At 37.2% G+C, this 21580-nt stretch carries 19 protein-coding genes; 17 read left to right on the forward strand and 2 right to left on the reverse strand.

Going from position 1 to position 21580, the window contains the following annotated elements; genetic code table 11:
• Nucleotides 1-96: 96 nt before the first annotated feature.
• The 15 genes from HZI73_RS07690 (at nt 97) to HZI73_RS07760 (ending at nt 16973) form a co-directional block, all read left to right on the forward strand.
• The gene (locus tag HZI73_RS07690; protein WP_246552394.1) at nt 97-1443 is read left to right on the forward strand and encodes a uroporphyrinogen decarboxylase/cobalamine-independent methonine synthase family protein; all 1347 of its coding nucleotides are present in this window, start codon (nt 97-99) and stop codon (nt 1441-1443) included.
• Nucleotides 1440-2936, forward strand: a complete 1497-nt coding sequence (locus HZI73_RS07695) for a sugar ABC transporter ATP-binding protein (RefSeq protein ID WP_212697668.1) — start codon at nt 1440-1442, stop codon at nt 2934-2936. The genes HZI73_RS07690 and HZI73_RS07695 overlap by 4 nt, the downstream gene beginning before the upstream one ends.
• Before the next feature lie 20 nt (nt 2937-2956).
• Nucleotides 2957-3940, forward strand: coding sequence for an ABC transporter permease (locus tag HZI73_RS07700; RefSeq protein WP_246552396.1), 984 nt, complete (start codon nt 2957-2959; stop codon nt 3938-3940).
• Between the two features lie 51 nt (nt 3941-3991).
• Nucleotides 3992-4978, forward strand: coding sequence for a sugar ABC transporter substrate-binding protein (locus HZI73_RS07705; protein WP_212697669.1), 987 nt, complete (start codon nt 3992-3994; stop codon nt 4976-4978).
• Between the two features lie 243 nt (nt 4979-5221).
• Complete coding sequence (locus HZI73_RS07710; protein WP_212697670.1) at nt 5222-6895, forward strand: sensor histidine kinase; 1674 nt, start codon at nt 5222-5224, stop codon at nt 6893-6895.
• A 12-nt stretch (nt 6896-6907) separates the two neighbouring features.
• On the forward strand, nt 6908-8110 hold the full coding sequence (locus HZI73_RS07715) for a response regulator transcription factor (protein WP_212697671.1): 1203 nt from the start codon (nt 6908-6910) through the stop codon (nt 8108-8110).
• Nucleotides 8111-8381: 271 nt separating this feature from the next.
• Nucleotides 8382-9062 carry an HAD family hydrolase gene (locus HZI73_RS07720; protein WP_212697672.1) on the forward strand — a complete coding sequence of 227 codons (681 nt, stop codon included), beginning with the start codon at nt 8382-8384 and terminating at the stop codon, nt 9060-9062.
• Between the two features lie 2 nt (nt 9063-9064).
• A complete protein-coding gene (locus HZI73_RS07725; protein WP_212697673.1) occupies nt 9065-9901 on the forward strand; it encodes a MurR/RpiR family transcriptional regulator in 837 nt (278 codons plus the stop codon).
• A 10-nt stretch (nt 9902-9911) separates the two neighbouring features.
• Nucleotides 9912-10658, forward strand: a complete 747-nt coding sequence (locus tag HZI73_RS07730) for an MBL fold metallo-hydrolase (RefSeq protein ID WP_212697674.1) — start codon at nt 9912-9914, stop codon at nt 10656-10658.
• Nucleotides 10659-10729: 71 nt separating this feature from the next.
• A complete protein-coding gene (locus HZI73_RS07735) occupies nt 10730-12328 on the forward strand; it encodes an ABC transporter substrate-binding protein (RefSeq protein WP_212697675.1) in 1599 nt (532 codons plus the stop codon).
• A gap of 62 nt (nt 12329-12390) precedes the next feature.
• Nucleotides 12391-13332, forward strand: a complete 942-nt coding sequence (locus tag HZI73_RS07740) for an ABC transporter permease (protein ID WP_212697676.1) — start codon at nt 12391-12393, stop codon at nt 13330-13332.
• 52 nt (nt 13333-13384) lie between these two features.
• Nucleotides 13385-14176, forward strand: a complete 792-nt coding sequence (locus HZI73_RS07745; protein ID WP_212697677.1) for an ABC transporter permease — start codon at nt 13385-13387, stop codon at nt 14174-14176.
• Nucleotides 14177-14184: 8 nt separating this feature from the next.
• On the forward strand, nt 14185-15165 hold the full coding sequence (locus tag HZI73_RS07750; RefSeq protein ID WP_212697678.1) for an ABC transporter ATP-binding protein: 981 nt from the start codon (nt 14185-14187) through the stop codon (nt 15163-15165).
• On the forward strand, nt 15165-16142 hold the full coding sequence (locus HZI73_RS07755) for an ABC transporter ATP-binding protein (RefSeq protein ID WP_212697679.1): 978 nt from the start codon (nt 15165-15167) through the stop codon (nt 16140-16142). Before HZI73_RS07750 ends, HZI73_RS07755 begins: the two co-directional genes overlap by 1 nt.
• Nucleotides 16143-16160: 18 nt before the next feature.
• A complete protein-coding gene (locus HZI73_RS07760; protein WP_212697680.1) occupies nt 16161-16973 on the forward strand; it encodes a metallophosphoesterase in 813 nt (270 codons plus the stop codon).
• Nucleotides 16974-17108: 135 nt separating this feature from the next.
• Here the strand turns inward: HZI73_RS07760 and argF are convergent, their stop codons facing one another.
• Complete coding sequence (argF, locus tag HZI73_RS07765; protein WP_212697681.1) at nt 17109-18101, reverse strand: ornithine carbamoyltransferase; 993 nt, start codon at nt 18099-18101, stop codon at nt 17109-17111.
• Between the two features lie 379 nt (nt 18102-18480).
• On the opposite strand from argF, the gene HZI73_RS07770 reads away from it, so the two are divergent.
• Both HZI73_RS07770 and arcC read left to right on the forward strand, forming a co-directional pair.
• Entirely contained in the window at nt 18481-19734 is a 1254-nt protein-coding gene (locus HZI73_RS07770; protein ID WP_212697682.1) for a helix-turn-helix transcriptional regulator, read from the forward strand.
• Between the two features lie 30 nt (nt 19735-19764).
• Nucleotides 19765-20724 carry a carbamate kinase gene (arcC, locus tag HZI73_RS07775; protein ID WP_330619704.1) on the forward strand — a complete coding sequence of 320 codons (960 nt, stop codon included), beginning with the start codon at nt 19765-19767 and terminating at the stop codon, nt 20722-20724.
• Between the two features lie 228 nt (nt 20725-20952).
• Here arcC and HZI73_RS07780 read toward each other — a convergent pair whose 3' ends face one another.
• Complete coding sequence (locus HZI73_RS07780; protein WP_212697683.1) at nt 20953-21300, reverse strand: hypothetical protein; 348 nt, start codon at nt 21298-21300, stop codon at nt 20953-20955.
• Between the last annotated feature and the right edge of the window lie 280 nt (nt 21301-21580).

Below are 21580 nucleotides of genomic sequence, written 5' to 3' on the forward strand. Positions count from 1 at the left end.
TAATTACAAATACAGTCAAGTCATCATCTTATATAATAGGATTATCATGAAGGAATAACAAGGCTGCATAAAAGAAACCGATAGGGGGGATAGTCTGTGAATGTTAAATCCAATGAAGAACCTGCAACCATGCAAACGGCAGCAGGATTTCCACTTATAGAAGACATCCACACACATTTTAAGTTCACACCAGAAGAAATAGCTATTTTAAGGAAATTGGCTAAAGAAGTGGCTGAGATAGCTTCTAGTGATATCAATAAGCAAAAGATAATGAAGTGGCAGGCCCTTAACAATCTTATAAGTCAAGAACCTGTTGTGTTTGCTGATCCAGAAAATGGCTGGAATGAAATTATTCATGCTTCTGAATTAAGATGTGTGGACCAACTTGCAAGGGTATGGGAAATGTTTTTACGTAAGCAGATCTATTGGGCAAAAGAAATAAAAGATGATAAAGTTGTGGAGCATTATTTTGACGTACCTTATTGCTATACGGATACAGGATGGGGCTTACCGTTAAAAAAAGAAGGTGGAAAAGACGGTGGTGCTTACCATGTGATTCCTCCAGTCAAAGATTATGAAAGGGATTTTGAGCAATTAGAGTTTCCAGAAATCGTGGTGGATTATGAGACCTCAGACGTCATGTATCGTCTGGCAGAAGACGTATTTGGTGGTATTCTAGAAGTGAGAAGGAAAACCATCTGGTGGTGGACGTTGGGTATGACATGGGATTTCATTAATCTGAGAGGGTTAGACCAATTCATGATGGATTTGATACTCTATCCTGAATGGGTACATAAGATGATGGATTTCCTCACAGAAGGTTACTTAAAACGCTTAGATTTTTTAGAAGAACACAACTTGTTGCATACAAATACGGAAGGCACCTATGTGGGTTCAGGAGGGTTTGGCTTTACCAGTCAATTACCTAAGCAAGGGGATATTATTGGAAAAGTACGTACCCAGGATATGTGGGGCTTTTGTGAGAGTCAAGAAACAGTGGGCGTTAGCCCAGAGATGTTTAATACCTTTATACTACCCTATCAAAAAAAGATTCTAAGTCGATTTGGATTAAATTGTTACGGGTGCTGTGAACCCATTCATGTCAGATGGGATTATGTGAAGACCATTCCAAGATTACGCCGTGTCTCCGCATCCCCTTGGGCAGATAAAGCCATCATGGCAAAAGAACTGGGTAGAGATTATATTATATCCGCTAAACCCTCACCCACACCTCTTTCCAGGCCTGTTCTCAATGAAGCGGTAGTACGAGAAGAGTTAAGAAAAATCATAGAAGATACGAAAGGCTGTGTGGTTGAATTGATCATGAAAGACAACCATACCTTAGGTAACAATAAGAGAAACATCACACGATGGGTTGAGATTGTGAGAGAAGAGATTGCCAGGGTATACGACAGTCATCCAACGAAAGAGGCATGCCTATGAGGGATACCATATTAGAAATGAAGCAGATTACAAAACGTTTTCCAGGTGTTCTTGCTCTTGATCAGGTTTCATTTGATTTAATACCCGGTGAGGTGCATGTGTTAATGGGTGAAAATGGCGCAGGCAAATCCACCTTAATGAAAATATTAGCAGGCATCTTCCAGCAAGACCATGGTGAAGTGATTTATAATGGTGAAGTTATATCTCTTGACTCGCCCAAAACAGCCCTTGATATGGGTATCTCCATGATTCATCAAGAGCTTAATACCATTCTTGATATGACCGTGGCAGAAAATATCTCCCTTGGAAAAGAACCGGGTAGCATGGGATTTGTGAACCGTAAAGTGATGAATGAAACAGCCAGCAGTTTATTAAAATCCATTGATGTAGAGATTGACCCCAACACCAAAATGCGGGATCTATCCATTGCACAAATGCAAATGATCGAGATAGCAAAGGCCATTTCTTACCGTTCAAACATTATTATCATGGATGAGCCGACTTCCGCCATATCGGAACGAGAAGTGGAGAATCTCTTTCACATTATTCAACGTCTAAAAAAGCAACAGGTTGCCATCATTTATATTTCTCATAAAATGAAGGAAATCTATCAGATAGCAGACCGTATCACCATCTTTCGAGACGGTCAATATATTGCTACAAAGATAGCAGAAGATTTACCAAAAGAAGAACTTATTGCATTGATGGTTGGAAGGAAGCTTGACCAGATGTTTCCAGAAAAAGATAACCAAGTGGGTGAGACCATCCTAGAGGTGAAGAACTTGTCCTTGGATGGTGTGTTTGAAGACGTTAATTTCCAATTAAAAAAAGGAGAAATATTAGGGTTCGCAGGTCTTATGGGCGCAGGAAGAAGTGAAGTTGTTGAAACCATTTTTGGCATACATCAGGCAACTGGAGGGGTTCTAGAAATGGCAGGCAATCGGCTTCAATTCAGGTCACCTTCAGAAGCCATTAAGCATGGTTTTGCCATGGTCACAGAGGATAGAAAAAAAACAGGTTTAAATCTAAAAACGTCCATTATGAAAGACATGACCATCACAAGTCTCGATCAATTATGTCAACTTAGGTGTTTCTTAGATCATGCAAAGGAAGCAAAATATGCAGACCAGCAGATTAACAGCCTGAATATTAAAACCCCTTCAAGGCATCAAAAAGTATCCCATTTATCAGGAGGTAACCAACAAAAAGTCATTGTTGGCAGGTGGCTGATGACAGAACCGGATATCCTCATCATGGATGAGCCAACAAGGGGCATTGATGTGGGTGCAAAATATGAGATATATGCCATTATACTGGAACTTGCTAAGCGAGGAAAAAGCATTATCGTGGTTTCTTCAGAATTACCCGAGATTATTGGGTTATGTGACCGAGTGGTAATCATGCATGAAGGTAAAGTGACAGGAATCCTAGAGCGAGAAGCTTTTTCACAAGAAAGAATTATGGCATACGCAACAAATCATCAACAAAGTTAATCATATAGGAGGCACTTTTTATGGAAGGTATCAAAGGTGAAACAATGCCTAAAAAAAAGCAATGTTTAACGCTGAAGAAGTGTTTATCAACATTCGGAATTTATATTGCTTTTTTACTGATTTTTATCGTATTGATTTTTTCAAATCCCGTTTTTTTATCCGTAACCAATCTCATCAACATTCTTAAGCAGGCGTCCATTACGTCAGTTATTGCAATAGGTACCACCTTCATCTTGATTTCTGGTGGGCTGGATTTATCTTCTGGATCCGTAGCAGCATTAGCAGGTGTCAGTTCCGCCATGTTTGGGCTGCCAGGAGAATATCCCTTTATTATTGCATTGTTCATTGCACTTTCTGTTGGTGCATTGTGTGGTTTATTAAATGGTATCGTTATAGCAAAAGGTCATGTATCACCCTTTATAGCAACCTTAGGGATGATGACAATTGCCAGAGGTATGGCGCTCATTGTCACCAAAGCCAGACCTGTTTTTGGGTTATCACAAGAATATATACGTCTTGGAAGTGGTAAATTATATGGTATACCCAATCTTATTCTTGTGATGTTGATTGTCTTAGTCATAGCCTATATGCTGTTAAATAAGTCAAAATTAGGCAGACATATCTATGCAGTAGGTGGGAATGAAGATTCAGCCTATGTATCAGGTATCCATGTTGTGAAAATTAAGCTCATTGTCTATGTCATTGGTGGTACCCTATCAGGATTTGCAGGCTTATTACTAGCTGGAAGAATTCAATCCGGTACACCCGTTATGGGTCAGGGACTTGAACTGGACGCCATAGCTGCAGCAGTTATTGGGGGTGTAAGCAGTACCGGAGGCATAGGTAAAGTATACGGTGCCGTCATGGGTGCTCTGATGCTTGCAATGGTTAGCAATGGACTTGATTTACTCAATATATCACCCTATGTCCAGCAGGTTATAAAAGGATTGATTATTGTTTTTGCTGTTTTCTTTGATGTGAATACAAAAAAAGTTAAAGCATAACGTCTGGGTTTTTCTTAAGGCTAAGACGATTAAAAAATAGGAGGAAGGTAAATGAAAAAAGTATTAGCATGGTTAGTAATGATGGTTCTTGTTTTAAATGTTTTTGTGGGATGTAGTCAAGGTGAAAAAAAGGAAGGAAATGAAAAAGAAACAGCAAAGCAAACAGAAGAACCAAGTGGAGGAAAAACAGCAAAGGATATTACCATAGGTTATAGTTTTCAAGGTTTATCCGATGAATACATTGTCTTCTTAAAAGAAGCCGTGGATGCGAAAGCAAAAGAATTAGGTGTTAATATTCTCATTGCAGATGGTCAGATGAGTGCAGAGAAGCAGATCAGTCAAGTTGAAAACTTTATTGCTCAGAAAGTAGATGCCATTGTGCTTAATCCTATTTCCATGGATGGTTGTGCGCCAGCTGTAGCAGCAGCTTCAGAAGCTGGTATACCCATTATTACCCTTATCTCCATTGTCTCCAATCAAGACCTGGCTACCAGTTATGTGGGTTCCAATTCCATTGAATCAGGTGAAATTGAAATGCAGCTTGCAGCAGATGGCTTAGGAGGTAAAGGGAACATTGTGGTCATGTTTGGGCAAATGGGACATGATGCTCAGATTGGACGGTATGAAGGTTTAAACAATGTGCTAAAGAATTATCCAGACATTAAAATTGTAGCAGAACAAACAGGTAATTGGTCAAGAGAAGAAGGTATGACCATCATGGAAAACTGGTTGTCATCTGGAAAAGAGATTGACGCGGTAGTGGCACAAAATGATGCCATGGCACTTGGCGCTTTAATGGCAATAGAAGCAAAAGGTCTACTTGGTGAGATTCAAGTATATGGTATTGATGCTATACCAGAAGCCCTTAATGCTCTTGAAGAAGATAAGATGAATGGAACTGTTTTTCAAGATGCCAAAGGACAAGGAGCCAAATCTGTGGAAGTAGCTCTCAGTGTAGCCATGGGAGAAACAGTGGATAAGAATGTATATATTCCTTACTTACCCGTACTAAAAAAAGACGTACCCAATTACAAGTAAGAGATGGGTATTGTTTAAAAGGAATAAGATAAATCATGCAGGTTCATATAAGGGGGATGTTCTATTTAGCCCCTTATATGTTACATGCTTTCATGACCAATAGCATAATATGAAAGCATTTCCCTTCACATATGAAGCAATTCATGGTATAAAGGAACTAAGTACGAGCAGACGATGCTCTTTTTTGGCTTATAGAAAGGTTCTGTTAAGTTGAAAATAATGACAAGGTGATGGTGAGGCCGTATGGCAAAGCATAAGATTCGTAATCAACTCCTGATGACTTTAATTTTTTTAACGCTTATACCAGTCATGATTATAAGCATCTATATTATTAATGTTTACTCCGATAGTATCATTGAAGTGGAAGAACAATCTTTAGCAAGAAGTCAAGCTCAGATTCAAGATAATATGGCTGCTTCCATAAAAAAAGGTATGTATATGATTGGGTTTTTACGTAAAGATAAGCAAATACATGATTTTCTACATGGTGATGTTCTGGAAGAAGCTAACATGCCATTATTATTAAATGGTTATCGTCATCAAGTGGATTATGTTTTATCCATCAACCTATGGCAAGGTAACGTTATATATGGTTCCAGCGATGATAGCAGTTACTTGGATCATGCATTTCTATCGTCACCCATCTATCAGGAAGTACTTCGCAACAATGGTCTTACAATGCTTTCAAATTATATGCCTGGTCACAGTCCAATTATATCCGATAAATCGGAATTTATTGATACGATACACTTCATGAGTCGTGTCCATGTTGGTGAGGAAGAATCAGGGATCATTGATGTCATGATGAGTTCCATCCTTTTTGAAGAAGCTGTTCGGAATGTGGATTTGGGTGGAGGTGGTTATTTCTATGTCATGAATGAACAGCATCAAGTTGTCTACACACCTGTTGCAAGCAATGCCTTAAGTAAGGTTAATCAGACAGGCTATTTAACCAATAGTACGCCTATTAAAGGAACAAGCTGGACCCTCCATGTGGTAAAACCTATTAATCAAGTGTTATCAAAAATCAACCTTCTACGCAACAACCTCATCAAACTATTCCTTGTGACCATCATTGTTCTGGTAGCTATTATAGCCATCTTCTCCAATTTGATTGTTCGACCAATTAAGACCTTACAAAAGTTAATGAAAAAGGTGGAAAATGGTAATCTAGATGTACAATATGAAGAGACTGTTAATAACGAAGTACATGAACTTGGTACGGGATTTAATAAAATGATTCGTGAAATCAAGAAATTAATCAGCCAAGTGAAAAAAGAGCAACAAGCTAAAAAAATTGCTGAAATAGGTATGTTACAATCCAATATTAAACCACATTTTCTCTATAACACCTTGGAAACCATTCGGTGGATGACAAAAAAATATGAAGCAGATGATATTGCAGAAACAGTCAATGCTTTAGCCACATTCTTTCGGGTAGGGCTATCCAAAGGTAAAGAAATGATTCCATTAGAAGATGAATTAACCCATGTGGCTTCTTACCTTAAAATACAAAAAATACGGTACAAAGATATATTGGATTATCAAATAAGGGTGGACGATTCATTAAAAAGCTATAAAGTACTAAAGCTTATTTTACAGCCTTTTGTGGAGAACGCCTTGTATCACGGCATCAAAGAATCAGGAGAGAAAGGTACGATTGTTATAAGTGGGTATCTGGAAGGGGAATACCTCTATTTAACCATAGAAGATGATGGACAAGGTATGAAGGAGGAACGTTTAGCCAAGGTTGTGAAAGATTTTTCTCACTATACGGACAAAACGTATGTTGGTTATGGCATGAAGAATGTGCATCAAAGAATACAACTGGTGCATGGTGTGGATTATGGTGTACAGATTAAGAGTGAATGGGGTCGTGGAACAAAAGTAACCGTCCGCGTTCCAAAAAGTTACTAAGGGAGGTGCCCCATGATAAAAATTGCTATTGCAGATGATGAGCAGATGATGCGAGAAGGCATAAGAGAGGCATTTGATTGGGAAAAACATGGTCTAGAATGTGTAGGAACCTGTAAGAATGGTCAAGAAGCATACACGTTAGCGTTACATCAAGAAATAGACATCTTTTTGCTTGATATTTGTATGCCAAAAATAAGTGGACTTGAACTGATTAAGAAGTTAAACAGCATCAACAAAGATATGCTGTATATTATTATATCAGGCTATAGTGAATTTGAATATGCACATCAAGCCATTCAATTAGGTGTCTATGATTACGTGGTGAAGCCCATTGATGAGACCAAGCTGTTATCCATTATTCTCGGTGCAAAAGAGCGATTACTATCGGGTCAAAAAGAAAAAGAAAGAATTAACTTCCTGAACATGCAAATGCAGAATCATCTGTCTGAACTACAGCATAAATTTGTCCATAAATTAGTGACAAGAGGTTTTGACCATACAGATACTATACGTAGTGAATGCCGCCAAGTAGAGCTTGACTTTGGAGAAAATCCAGGCTTGTTACTCATTAAGCATGTTAAGCATCTCTCACCTGCTATGAAATGGTCTGAGCAATTATTGTACTTTGCATATAAGAATCTCATAACGGAATTACTTGAAAATCTTGGTCCAATAACCATTGTCTCAAAAGACTTTGAGGATCAATTGTTTGTTTTAACGGCCATCGAGGACCAACATGTTTGGCAAGATATCGACCTATCCATTGAAGAAGCAGTCTTTAAATATTTGGGGCAAAAAGTACGTGTCGTTAAACACCTGGTGAAAACCGACTTATCCAATTGTTATGAGCTATACAAGAAGCTTGACACAAAAGTAAATGCAGACTTATCTGAGAATATACGCTATGTTATACATCGACTTGAAAGTGATTATGCCAATAATACCATGGACTTGAATCAAATAGCTGATGAATTGGCCGTATCACCTAGCCATTTAAGCCGGTTAATCAAAAAAGAACTGGGAATTAGTTTTAAGGAATACCTGATCCAATTGCGGATGGAGAGGGCTATAGCATTGATTAAGGAAAGTGACATGCGGATTAATGAGATCGCTGAACGTGTAGGGTATACCAATCAACATTATTTTGCACATGCCTTTAAGAAAGCAACAGGTTATTCTCCCAGTGTCTATAGACAGCATCATGAGGCAACATAAAAGAGAAGAAGGATTATATAAAGAAAACCAGATAAAGCAGTTGTTGAATAGCAAGGATATTGCAGAGGCAGTATCCTTTTTTTGCTGTTATCAATCAATAATCATGCATAGCTGGATTTAGGAAAAGAGTAGCTTTATGTTTTACAAGATTTATATATGATTTTTACATCCTAATTAACTAAAGTTAACATAACTGTACTAGAATGGTTGTGAAGGATAAACTACAAAAAAACAAAAATATAGTTTGGCATCTATAGGAAGGGAAAATAGCATGAAATTTGTATGGTTTGATTTAGGATATACCCTGATATATTTAGAACGAGAAGAACCCTATAAGCGATTATTGAATCGCCTCGGTATACATAAGAACAAAAATGAAATTGAACAAGCCTTTCATCTGACAGACAAGTATTTTATGAGAGAAAAGTTAGGTTTTTTCAATGGAAGTGCTCATGGGTACATGGATGAATACTTATTGAAGTTGAATCACTTTTTAGATACACAACAACCCATCAGTTATAAAGATATGGTACACGTTTATCAAGAAGAAAAAGTAGCGCCTGTTTGGCAGCGATACGATTTTACATTGGATGTATTGAACACGCTAAAAGATCATCACATCGGTATAGGCCTTTTATCCAATTGGGATACATCAGCTAGGCGTATTCTAGAAGAATTGAAGCTGCTAGAGCTTTTTGATGAGGTGATTATATCCAGCGAGGTCAATATAACCAAGCCAAACAAAGAGATTTTTGCTATGGCCCTTGAGAAGACAGGGCTTCATCAATCAGAATGTATCTATGTAGGGGACAATTATTATGATGACATCGTAGGCTGCCAGCGAGTAGGGATAGAAGGAAAATTAATTAATCGATTTGGACGTACAGGTATTGAAGAGTTAAGCTGTGAAGCTTACGCCAACATTGGTGAGGTGGTGAAAGCATACCTATGATTATGGATAAAATTACGGAAAATTTTGCTTCATTAAGCCCGGCACAAAAAAAGGTGGCTCATTTTATTGAATATCATATTAACGACGTTGCCTTTTTGTCTGCAAAAGAGATTGCTTCAAGATGTGGTTCCAGTGAACCCACCTTACATCGCTTATCTAAAAGTTTAGGCTATGATAAATATGTGTCTATGTGTAAAGATATGCGGGACTATGTCTATGAAAAAAGAATCATTAATCGTTTCAATCAATTTGTGGAGCATAAGGAAGAAGAGCCTTCTTGGTACGAAAAGCATTTTATGAAAGAAATAAACAGTATACATGAGACCATGGCACTTAACAAAGAAGAGCAATTCGTAAGTGCTACAACCATGATTCTATCTGCAAAAAGAATTTACTTAGCTGGCTGGCGAGCAGGTCTTACCATTACAAGTCCATTTACATATATTTTAAATTATTTATTGGGTAATGCAACCTTAATTCCTCAAGGGGAGTTAGCAGAATATGGTGCTTACATGACAGAGAAAGACATTTTAATATGCCTGGGATTTCCAAGATATTGTAAGAACTCTATACGTATCTGTGAAATAGCTAAGCAAAAAAATGTGAAGATCATTAGTATGACGGATTCTGAATTATCACCTTTTTATGAATTAGCCGATGAGGCATTCCTTGCCATAAGTCGATCCGATGGGTTTCTGGATTCTTATGTGGCACCATTAGCCATCATGAATTTATTAATTAAACAAATCGCCTACCAATCAACAGACGATATCAAAGACAATATGAATGGCATTGAAGCTATTTTTGAACTATTTGATCTTAAATTTAATTGGAAATAGAGGTGGAACCATGACGTTTACAGTAATTGGTAGCAGAAGTGCCTACCCTCTAGCTGGAGAAGCAACTTCCTGTTATCTCATTCAAGAAGAAGGTGTGAATATCGTTGTTGATTTAGGAGCAGGAAGCCTATCTAAGCTGCAAGAGTATATTGATATAGAGGAGCTGGATGCATTAATTATCACCCATTATCATCCCGATCATTTTTCGGATGTTTATTGCTTGCAACATGCTGTGCTGATAAAAAGCCAACTTGGTATCATGGATAAGAAACTCACCATCTATGGACCTGATGACCCTATTTATTATCCTCAATTAACCTATAAGGATTATATACAGAGTAAAAAGCTTGACGGGAGTTCCATCATTCACATCAAAGACATCACCATTGCATTTATGGAAACACAACATAGTATCTATGGCCTTGCAGTAAAGCTTATTAAAGGTAAGGAAACAATTGTGTATACATCGGATTCCGAAGTGACACAAAGCCTAATTGACTTTAGCCATGGATGTGATCTCTTAGTTTGTGAATGCAGTTTATACAAGCCAAAGAAGGGTATCACAGGTCATATGGCTATTGTAGATGTAAAAAAATTAATCCTTGAATCTAACCCTAAGCGTGTATTAATCACCCACCTGCCCCCTTATGGGGATAATCAAGACATATTAGATGGTATGCTTGACTTAGGTCATCCAGCCATTGATTTAGCTCATCCAGATGTGGTGGTATCCACTCAAATGGTCATGCGTCGATAATGAGAATTATTGACTTTATATAGATTAAGAACCTAATAACCTAACATTATAACAGAAAAGTGGAGGACATTATGAAAAATAAAATCATGATTATTATATTAACATGTGTTATGGCGATTGCATTCACAGGCTGCGGTTCAAACAAGGCTGTTGATGATGACACATCAACAGTCAATCAAGGGGAAGACAATCAAACAGAACAAGAGCAAACAGATCAAGGTCAGAAAGATGATGAAAAAGAACCAGAGGAAGTTGTGGTTCAAGATGATATTGTTGTAGCGGTACCTCAAGACCCTGATTACTTAGACCCACATTTGGCAGCGGCTTCTGGAACTTATGAAATGATGTTTAATGTGTTTGAAGGCTTATTAAAACCAGACCATACAGGCAAATTATTACCTGCTGTTGCAGGGGACTATACCATTTCTGAAGATGGTTTAAAGTACACGTTTGTATTAAGAGATGGCATTACATTCCATAATGGTGACTTGGTAACCATTGAAGATGTTGAATACTCCTATAAAAGAATAAAAGGTGATATAAGAGACGATATCGTATCCACAGCCTTTGAAAATGTTGACATGGCAGTTATAGATGATAAGACCATTGAATTTACCTTAACGGAGCCCAATTCAGGTTTTATTGTTAATCTAACCAAAGCGGTTATTCCAGCAGGACTTGACGAAGAACAACACAATAAACAACCCATTGGTACAGGTCCTTATGCATTTACCGAGTATGTACCATCACAAAAGGTAGCCCTTAAAAGATTTGATGGTTACTGGGGTAAACCTGTAGCGATTAAAGATGTTGAATTTAGAATATTTGCAGATAACAACACAGCATTGATGAGTTTACTTGCTGGAGAAGTAGATATGTATCCTAGAGTAGGTACAGAAAATATCGATATGCTAACGGATGAATTTTATTACATTGAAGGTATGCAGAATATGGTGCAGCTCATGTCCTTTAACAATGCTGTTAAACCATTAGATAACGTTAAAGTGAGACAAGCCATTAATTATGCAGTGGACGTGGACATGATCATTGATGGTGTTTCAGATGGTAAAGGTACAAAATTAGGCTCTAACATGTCACCAGCTATGGCCTTTTATCATGAAACAGGTCTAGAAGATAAATACAATGTGGACATTGAAAAAGCGAAGCAATTGTTAAAAGAAGCAGGTTATGACAATGGCTTTGAGACAAGTATAACGGTACCATCCAATTATGAATTCCATGTAAAAACAGCAGAAGTGATAGCAGAACAATTAAAAGCTGTAGGTATTCAAGCAAGTATCAAGTCTGTTGAGTGGAGTGTTTGGCTTGAAGATGTATACAAAGGTCGCGATTATGAGATGACCATTATTGGCTTAACGGGTAAACTTGACCCCCATAACATTCTTGTCCGTTATGAATCGGAGTATGGTCGAAATTACATGAACTATTCCAATGAAGCTTATGATAAGTTGATTGCAGATGCCATTAAAGAAACAAGTGAAGAAAAACGAGCTGCATTATATAAGCAAGCGCAAGTCATACTAGCAGATGAAGTACCTGCTGTGTATATCATGGACCCCAATTTCATCGTAGCATTAAAAAGTAACTTAAAAGGGTATGCATTATATCCCCTATATGTGCAAGATTTATCTTCTATGTACTTTGAGTAAACTAATAGATGATGGGGCTGTTTCATAAAACAGCCCCTTGTGAAAAGATAGGATGATATAGTATGGGATATACCCTTAGAAAAATAGGATCGGTTCTGGTCACACTGTTGATTGTGTCCATCATTACATTTGGTATTTTTGAAATTATTCCTGGTGATCCAGTCACTGCCAAACTTGGCATAGAAGCGGATGAAAAGCAGGTTGAAGTATTGATTAAAGAATTAGGCCTTAACCAACCCGCACATATACGGTACAAAAATTGGATACTTTCTGCCATAAATGGTGATTTAGGAGAATCCATAAGATTTGACGAACCGGTTGCAGCATTGATTAATGAAAGAATGAAAGTAACGGCCATTTTAGCCATGCTGGCGTTACTGATTACGATAATTATCAGCATTCCTTTAAGTATTTTTGTAGCAAAGTATAACAACAAAATAATTGGTGTGATCACATCCATGATCACACAATTAGGCATGGCCCTTCCTTCTTTTTGGCTGGGTATCATGATTACCTTTCTTTTTGGGCTTACGTTGAAGCTGTTTATACCAGGTAAATACATAAGTATCGGTGATAACTTTGTAGAAGGTATAACGTATATGGTCTTTCCTGCAATCGCTATAGCCATACCTAAAATCGCTACGATTATCAGGTATTTAAGAAATGCCATTGTTGAGCAGATGAGTGCTGACTATGTGAGAACAGCATATGGGAAAGGCTTACAAAAAAATAGGGTCATCTATTATCACGTATTGCGGAATGCATTAATACCCGTCATAACAGTTATGGGTATGATCATTGCCGATGTACTTGGAGGCAGTTTAATCATTGAGCAGGTTTTTACCATACCTGGTATTGGGCGATTGCTCATCATGGCCATTTCGAATAGAGATTACCCTTTAATTCAAGGCATGGTACTCTACATTGCCACAATCGTTATCCTGGTCAATTTTATGATTGATATGATTTACCATTTGATTGACCCAAGAATTAAAATGACTTAATCGATTTAATCACATAGGAAGGTGTTAATAAGTGAACACAAAAAAGAAGTCAATGAATTTTTATATAGGCTTAGTGATTGTAAGCTTATTATTAGGTCTCATGCTGCTTAGTTTTTTTTATACACCCTATAGTGTAACCGAAATGAAGCTATCGGATAAGCTCATGTCACCAAATATAGCCCATCTACTAGGAACAGATCACTTTGGCCGAGATATTTTTAGTCGTATTATGAAAGGCTCTCAGACAGCTTTTTATGTGGGGCTTATCTCCATTACGATTGGATGCGTTGTTGGTGTCATCATCGGTAGTGTTGCAGGTTATTTTGGCGGTATGATTGATGAGATTCTTATGCGCATTATGGATGCACTGATGTCTTTTCCAGGCATTTTATTTGCATTACTTTTTGTAGCTGTTTTAGGTGTTGGTATTGTGAATACCATGATTGCGCTGGGTATTTTAGCTATTCCCAGTTTTGCCAGAATAGCAATAAGCGGTTTTTTACAAGCAAAGCATTTAACCTATGTGGATATGGCAAGAACCATAGGGGTGTCACACTTTCGAATCATGTTTGTGCACATTCTTCCTAATATTATTTCGCCTTTAATCGTTGCTGCATCCATTGGATTTGCATCTGCCATTCTTGCAGAAGCAGGGCTGTCTTACTTAGGCTTAGGGGTACAGCCTCCCAATCCAAGTTGGGGAAGAATGCTAAGTGAATCACAGACTTATATCTTAAAAGCCCCTTATTATGCGTTAGCACCTGGGTTAATGATAACCTTGTCAGTCCTAGGGTTCAATTTATTAGGTGATGGTATACGTGATCTTAGAGATCCTAGAAAGTAGGTTGACAGTTGAAGAAAATATTAGAAGTAAAAGATTTAAAAATTGAATTCAAAACAAAAAAAGGTATTCTTGAAGCAGTTTCTAATGTGTCTTATACGTTACATGAAAATGAAGTACTAGGGATTGTAGGCGAATCAGGATGTGGTAAAAGTATTTCAGCCATGTCCCTTATGGGTTTATTGCCCCCTTCAGCTATTGTGAGTGCCAGTGACATGACCTTTGAAGGTCAGGATCTGAGAAAACTAAGCAATAACCAGTTGTCTAAGATTAGAGGCAAAGATATTTCCATCATTTTTCAAGAGCCTATGACATCGTTAAATCCTCTGATGAAGGTAGGACCGCAAATTGTGGAGATGCTTGTTCTTCATGAGGGCTTATCCAAAAATGAAGCTAAAACGAAAGCCCTTGATATGATGGAAAAAGTAGGACTGCAACATGTGGAATCCTTGTTCAATGCCTATACCCATGCATTGTCAGGAGGTATGATACAAAGAGTGATGATTGCTATGGCTATGATATGTAACCCTAGTATTTTAATTGCTGATGAACCCACAACAGCCTTGGACGTAACCATTCAAGCACAAATACTAGCTCTCATGAAAACATTAAATAAATCCAGACGTACAGCCATTATCTTTATTTCCCATGACTTAGGTGTCATTAAAGAAGTATGTGACCAAGTACTTGTGATATACTTAGGCTATGTTGTTGAAAAAGGCCATGTGGATCAATTATTAAAAACCCCATCCCATCCTTATACCATAGGACTATTACAATCCATACCTAATCCTAAGAAAAGACAAGAAAGGTTATATGCTATAGAAGGTAAAGTGCCTAATATTCATGAAAGACCAAAGGGGTGTCCCTTTTCCACCAGGTGCTATAAAGCCACTGAAAAATGTCAAGAGGCATTACCTGATTTTATCGAAGTAGCCGACGGCCATTTTGTTAGATGTTTTTATCCTGAATGTGAGATAGAGAAAGGCTAATGATGATGAAGAAAGAAAAAATACTGGAAGTTAAGAACCTAAAAAAATATTATACGTTACCTAAAACCAAGCTCTTTCAACAGCCTAAAACCATAAAAGCAGTCAATGACATTTCTTTTGACATCTATGCAGGTGAAACCTTTGGACTCGTTGGAGAATCGGGTTGTGGCAAATCCACAACGGCTAAGCTTATTGCTAATCTTGTTCACAAAACAGAAGGTGATCTCTTATTTGATGGTATCCCTGTGGATATAAAAGACAAGCAAAAAAGGAATGCTGTGACAAAAAACATTCAAATGATCTTTCAAGACCCTTTTGGGGTTATGAACCCTAGAAAGACAATTGGTTGGTTTCTAGAAGAACCTTTGAAGATTCACCAGTCCTTATCACGAAAAGAAAGAAGAATGCGGGTAAATCATATGTTAGAAGAAGCTGGGTTTGATGACACCTATTACAAAAGGTATCCCCATGAATTATCTGGGGGGCAGAGACAGCGTATGAGTATTCTTTGTTCACTCATGTTAAATCCGAAGTTCATTATTGCAGATGAACCTGTTTCAGCTCTAGATGTTTCCGTTCAATCCTCCATTCTTAATCTTATGAAGGACTTGCAAGTGCAATATGGCTTAACCTATTTATTTATCTCTCACGACTTAAATGTGGTAGAATATATGAGTGACCGTATTGGGGTGATGTATTTAGGAAAAATTGTTGAACTGGCTCATGTGGAGGATATCTATGACAATCCATTGCATCCCTACACCAAATCTTTAATGGCTGCTATTCCTTCCATACATGATAGGGGCAATCCAGACAAAGCTGTTATAGCCGGTGAGATTAATAGGCATCAAAAAATAGGCACAGGATGTCCTTTTTATAATCGATGTCCAGAAGCTTTAGGAAAATGTAAAGACATAGAACCCATAGCAAGACAACTGAATCAAAACCACCATGTATGCTGTCATTTATATGATTAGCAGAAAGGATGAATGAAGATGAAGATAGGCGTTATATCCGATATTCATGTGGATATCAATTACAAAGAAAACGATACAATAGAAGATGCCCTGATAAAAGTGATACAGGATATGTCCATTGATGTGATGATCATTGCAGGTGATATTTCCAATGACTACACCAAGAGTATCCAGGTCATTGACTATATTGAAAGCAAAACAGGGTGTAAATGCCTTTTTGTACCAGGTAATCACGACCTATGGAATATCCATCATGAAGAGATAGCCCATACAGATGACATATATAATACGTTTCAAGCCCATGACAGTTGTCTATGCGGAAAACCTTATCCATTAAATGAAGACTATGTTGTTATTGGTGATATTGGTTGGTATGATTACAGTTTTGGTAGCGATAATTATGACCATACCGTATACGAAGTAGGTTATCATCAAGAACGACAATGGCAAGATAAGAATTATATTCATTGGCACATGTCCGATCAGGAAAAAACCTTGGAGCTCTACGACAAATTAGCCAAGCAAATAGCCCAACATCAAGATAAAAACATCATATTTGTGACCCATATGGTGACGGATTCAAATTTTACAGTGCCCCTTCCAAACGACACATGGGAATATTTTAATGCGTATTTGGGCAGTGAGCAATATGGTCACTTGTTTAAAGAAAATGTCAAACACATTATTATGGGGCATGTCCATTATCGTTTTGGTTTATTAAAACATAATCAAGAATACAGTTGCAGATGCTTAAACTATCGCACACAATGGGAGAATGAGCATGAAACATTAAAGAATATACAAGACACCATGAAAATCATTACGATCTAAATGGTAACAATTAAAAGACCTCCTTTGGTTATATGATGACCAAAAGAAGTCTTTTCATGATGACTATCCATAAGCTTTATATCTTTTATCCCATCTAAATCCATTCAAGAATGCAACCCATAAGAGACCTCCTGGTTAACTTAATGTGGCATAGATAACAGCTTTAATGGTATGCATCCTGTTTTCAGCTTCATCAAACACAACAGATTGCTTGGATTGGAAGACCTCATTGGTGACTTCCATTTCCGTGATACCAAATTTCTTGGCCATTGCATGGCCGATGGTTGTGTTCGTATCATGAAAAGCAGGTAGACAATGCATAAAAATGGCTTGCTCATTCGCATACTTCATCACATCAGCATTGACTTGATAATCTTTCAGTAATTTAATCCTCGTTTCCCATACATCATCAGGTTCACCCATGGACACCCAGATATCGGTATAGATAATATCTGCTCCCGTTGAACCTTCTTGAATATTGTCAGTTAAGTGAACGGTACAATTATTTTCTGCTGCATATGCTTTTGCTTTAGCAACCAATGCCTCATCTGGGAAGAGTGCCTTAGGCGAGCAAGCGGTGAAATGGATACCCATCTTTGCACATGCAATCATTAAAGAGTTACCCATGTTATTTCTTGCGTCACCCATATAGGTGAAATGAAGCCCTTGCAGTGTACCAAATTTTTCTTCAATGGTTAACAAGTCTGCTAACATTTGTGTGGGATGAAAATCATCCGTTAAGCCATTCCATACAGGAACGCCTGCGTTATTTGCAAGTGTTGTCACAATGTCTTGGCTAAATCCTCGATACTCAATACCATCGTATAAGCGTCCTAATACTTTTGCTGTATCGGCGATACTTTCTTTTTTACCCATTTGAGAACTGTTGGGATCAAGATATGTCACCCCCATGCCAAGATCCATACCAGCCACTTCAAAGGAGCAGCGTGTTCTGGTGGACGTTTTTTCAAAAAGTAAAACCATGTTTTTTCCTTGTAGGTAACAGTGAGGTGTACCGCTTCGCTTTAAGTCTTTAAAGTTTTTAGATAAATCTAAGAGATAGCGAATCTCTTCTTGGGAATAATCAAGCAGTGTTAAAAAATGTTTACCTTTAATTGAAATAGCCATGTTTAATCTCCTTATCATCTATTGATTTCATATCTTCAAGCCAGCCTTTCTGGTGGTTGATATGACTTGCACTTAGTATATAAAAAAAATGGACCCTATGTTAGACATTAGAAAATAGAATTCATGTATTTTCATGTTGACATAAAAGGTATAAGGTGATTGTCTATGGTATTTTTTGGTACCGTTTTTGAGTAATTTACCGCATAAAATAAATGGGTAATAAGTGATATTAGGCCATCTAGCTAAATAGATGAATAGTAAGTGGATAACAGGTTGCTATGGAAATACAAGAAACAAACATCCAAATGTCCCATAGAAAATTGACAAGAAATCATCCTTCCTATATAGTGAAATTAAACAGTCGATCGAGGTGTTTGTTATGAAAAATATCATTAATATACAAAGTCAATATCGCTCAGAATATGACCATCGTTCCATATGCAGTTTTGATGTGGAAGTCATTGAAGAGCCAACAAAACCATTAATACACCAAATGTCTAGATTTTTGTTAATTAATGAAGGACATGGGCATTTAAGGTTACAGGGAAAAGAATATGTATTAGAGCCAGGAACCGTGGTTTCCATACTTCCATGGCAAACCTCTGACATTTTTGAAGTGACCGAACCATTACAGTTTTTTCTGTTAAAATATTATTTTGATGGTGTCAATAACATCATGAAATCCTTTTACAACAACAGCAATGATCCTATTCATATCACCAATGACTTAACCAATATGCCGGTTATCCATTGTGATAAGGAACAAGGGGGCATCATGCATCAGCTTTTCAAACAGATTCATAGTGAAATTGGTATGGAATCCACCATTGATACGAAACAGGGAAAAGATTTAAGCAATATCTATTTAACTAATAAAATTGTGGAGATCATGATTCAGTTCTATCGTTTTGGTAAAGATAATATGGAAGAGAACCATGAGACATCCCATACCATTGATAATGCTGAAATCATACAGTATATTTATAATCATCTTAGTGATAAACTGACCCTGAAGAAATTATCCCGTATTTTCTATCTAAGTGAGTCGTCCATCAGTCATTATATTAATAAAACCACTGGACTGTCTTTTTTTGATTTGCTTAACGAAATGCGTATAGGTAAAACCATTAATTTCCTTTTGTACACGGATTTTACCATGGAAGAACTTGCAGAAATACTGGGTTTTGTGGATGGAGCACATATTAGTAAAGTATTTATGGCCAGAATTGGCATGAAAGCCAATGAGTATCGAAAAACCTATCAAAAGGTAAATGATATTTGTAAGATAAAGGAGACAAAGGCTTCTTTTGAGATTGTTGACTATATTTATCGTTATTATATGGAAGAGCTGACACCCAAACTTGTTGCGGATCACTTTAATATATCCGTTAAAAACCTGAATAAAATTCTGCTCTATCAAGTGGAGAAAAACTATGAAGATTTTTTGAATGCTGTTCGTATTAATCGGGCAAGTGAATTATTACTATCCACAGATATGCGCATTACGGATATAGCCATTGAGGTGGGTTATAATACATCAAAAACCTTTACACGCAATTTCTTAAAACTGCGATTAATGACCCCAGGGGTATTTAGACAAACCGTTGAGTTACAAGAAGCAGATATTGACTAGCGTCGAATACATGTTATGGGAGGAATTGTTATGAAACACAAAAACGCAATACCAAGAGTTGTCATTGCATTAGGCGGCAATGCATTAGGTAAAACACCTGAGGAGCAAAAGATAAAAGTCAGAAATGCAGCAAAATCTCTAATTGAGTTGATTAAACAAGGGAATGAGATCATCATCAGCCATGGAAATGGTCCCCAAGTTGGTATGATTAATATAGCTTTTGAAGAGGCTTCAAAGCATAATGACAAAATTGCTTCCTTTGATTTACCAGAATGTACAGCAATGAGCCAAGGTTACATTGGGTTTCATTTGCAAAATGCGTTGCAAGCGGAGATTTATGCTCAAAAAAAACCATGGTATGTAGCAACAGTCGTCACACAGATTGAAGTGGATAAGGAAGATAAAGCTTTTAAAAACCCAACCAAGCCTATTGGCAGTTTCTATACAGAAGAAGAAGCAAAAACCATGATGGCATCGGACCCATCCTTGGTGATGAAGAAAGATGCAAACCGAGGTTACCGCAGAATGGTACCCTCCCCAAAACCTGTGCGTATTCTAGAAAAAGAGTCAGTTGTCAGCATGTTAGACCATGAATTTATTGTGGTGACCTGCGGCGGTGGCGGTGTCCCCGTTGTAAGAGAAGAGGACGGCAGTTACCATGGTGTGTCCGCAGTCATTGACAAAGATTTTGCATCGGGTATATTAGCAGAATCTGTTCATGCCGACTACTTGTTTATCCTTACAGCAGTTGATCGGGTGGCTATTCATTTTGGAACACCTGAACAACAAGACCTGCCCAAAATGTCTGTAGAAGAAGCAGAAAGATATTGTGAAGAAGGTCATTTTGCATCAGGCAGCATGCTTCCAAAAGTTCAAGCTGCCATCTCATTCGTAAAAGCTGGAGAGGGCCGAAAAGCCGTCATTGCTTCCCTTGAAAAAGCACCGTTAGCTATTAAAGGTGAAAGTGGTACGATTATTTATAAGGATTGATTAAGGAGATTGTGATCGTTACAAAGTTGAACTTGTTAAGGTGTTAGCTAGTTTATTTAAGTATCTATTTACCTTGAAGGAATTAGAGTAATGTAGTATCTACTTATATTAATAGACATGTAAAAACCATCCACTGAAATGATTTTTGATCAGTGGATGGTTTTTATATTATTTGTATTGTTTTAATTCACATGGTAATAAACATCTAATGATAGATAGATTGTTACTTTAGTATGGCTCCATTGAAAAATCATTATCTTCCAGTATTTCATGTAATATTTTAGCTACCCTTGGATTAATCGTATAATACTGGGGGGATAAGGCAATAACGGTTCTTTCCTGATTAGCCATATCAGCCGAATAAAAACCCATAGAATATTTTATCTTATTATCCTTATAAAAATCTACACGTAGATTACGTAAAGCTTTTTCAATAGACATAGTAAAACCTATTACATTATAATGACCTAAAACCGTCTTCAATTTCGTTAGATCATCATCATTAAGCGTTAGGGGTGATTGTCCCCATGCTGCTTCGTTGGTAATGACAACCTTATCAATGTTGGAATAGTTCATCAATCTAATCGGTTTGAAGATAAAACCTATTAGAATAATAATAAATATTACTATGAGCAAAGATTTCTTTTTTTTAATCATTTTATGGTCCTTTCATGTATCAAACGTTGTAGACAATTAAATAGGATATTTAGTGCTTTATATATTATAAGTGTATATGTTGTAATAATGCAATGGGAAGATAAGGTACCATGTGCGAAGTGTATGGACATTAACCAACAGATAGAGTATCTCATGAAAGAAACCAACAATACCCATTCATGGTTGACATAAGCACAAT

The sequence above is a fragment of the Vallitalea pronyensis genome, assembly GCF_018141445.1.
In the GTDB taxonomy this organism is placed as follows: domain Bacteria; phylum Bacillota; class Clostridia; order Lachnospirales; family Vallitaleaceae; genus Vallitalea; species Vallitalea pronyensis.

Excerpts from the sequence above, each read along its gene's own strand:
- HZI73_RS07705 (WP_212697669.1), top strand. The coding sequence starts at position 3,992 with ATGAAAAAAGTATTAGCATGGTTAGTAATGATGGTTCTTGTTTTAAAT.
- HZI73_RS07770 (WP_212697682.1), top strand. The coding sequence starts at position 18,481 with ATGAAAAATATCATTAATATACAAAGTCAATATCGCTCAGAATATGAC.
- HZI73_RS07730 (WP_212697674.1), top strand. The coding sequence starts at position 9,912 with ATGACGTTTACAGTAATTGGTAGCAGAAGTGCCTACCCTCTAGCTGGA.
- HZI73_RS07740 (WP_212697676.1), top strand. The coding sequence starts at position 12,391 with ATGGGATATACCCTTAGAAAAATAGGATCGGTTCTGGTCACACTGTTG.
- HZI73_RS07780 (WP_212697683.1), bottom strand. The coding sequence starts at position 21,300 with ATGAACTATTCCAACATTGATAAGGTTGTCATTACCAACGAAGCAGCA.
- HZI73_RS07725 (WP_212697673.1), top strand. The coding sequence starts at position 9,065 with ATGGATAAAATTACGGAAAATTTTGCTTCATTAAGCCCGGCACAAAAA.
- HZI73_RS07710 (WP_212697670.1), top strand. The coding sequence starts at position 5,222 with ATGGCAAAGCATAAGATTCGTAATCAACTCCTGATGACTTTAATTTTT.
- HZI73_RS07745 (WP_212697677.1), top strand. The coding sequence starts at position 13,385 with ATGAATTTTTATATAGGCTTAGTGATTGTAAGCTTATTATTAGGTCTC.
- argF (WP_212697681.1), bottom strand. The coding sequence starts at position 18,101 with ATGGCTATTTCAATTAAAGGTAAACATTTTTTAACACTGCTTGATTAT.
- HZI73_RS07720 (WP_212697672.1), top strand. The coding sequence starts at position 8,382 with ATGAAATTTGTATGGTTTGATTTAGGATATACCCTGATATATTTAGAA.
- HZI73_RS07755 (WP_212697679.1), top strand. The coding sequence starts at position 15,165 with ATGATGATGAAGAAAGAAAAAATACTGGAAGTTAAGAACCTAAAAAAA.
- HZI73_RS07735 (WP_212697675.1), top strand. The coding sequence starts at position 10,730 with ATGAAAAATAAAATCATGATTATTATATTAACATGTGTTATGGCGATT.
- HZI73_RS07695 (WP_212697668.1), top strand. The coding sequence starts at position 1,440 with ATGAGGGATACCATATTAGAAATGAAGCAGATTACAAAACGTTTTCCA.
- arcC (WP_330619704.1), top strand. The coding sequence starts at position 19,765 with ATGAAACACAAAAACGCAATACCAAGAGTTGTCATTGCATTAGGCGGC.
- HZI73_RS07715 (WP_212697671.1), top strand. The coding sequence starts at position 6,908 with ATGATAAAAATTGCTATTGCAGATGATGAGCAGATGATGCGAGAAGGC.
- HZI73_RS07700 (WP_246552396.1), top strand. The coding sequence starts at position 2,957 with ATGGAAGGTATCAAAGGTGAAACAATGCCTAAAAAAAAGCAATGTTTA.
- HZI73_RS07760 (WP_212697680.1), top strand. The coding sequence starts at position 16,161 with ATGAAGATAGGCGTTATATCCGATATTCATGTGGATATCAATTACAAA.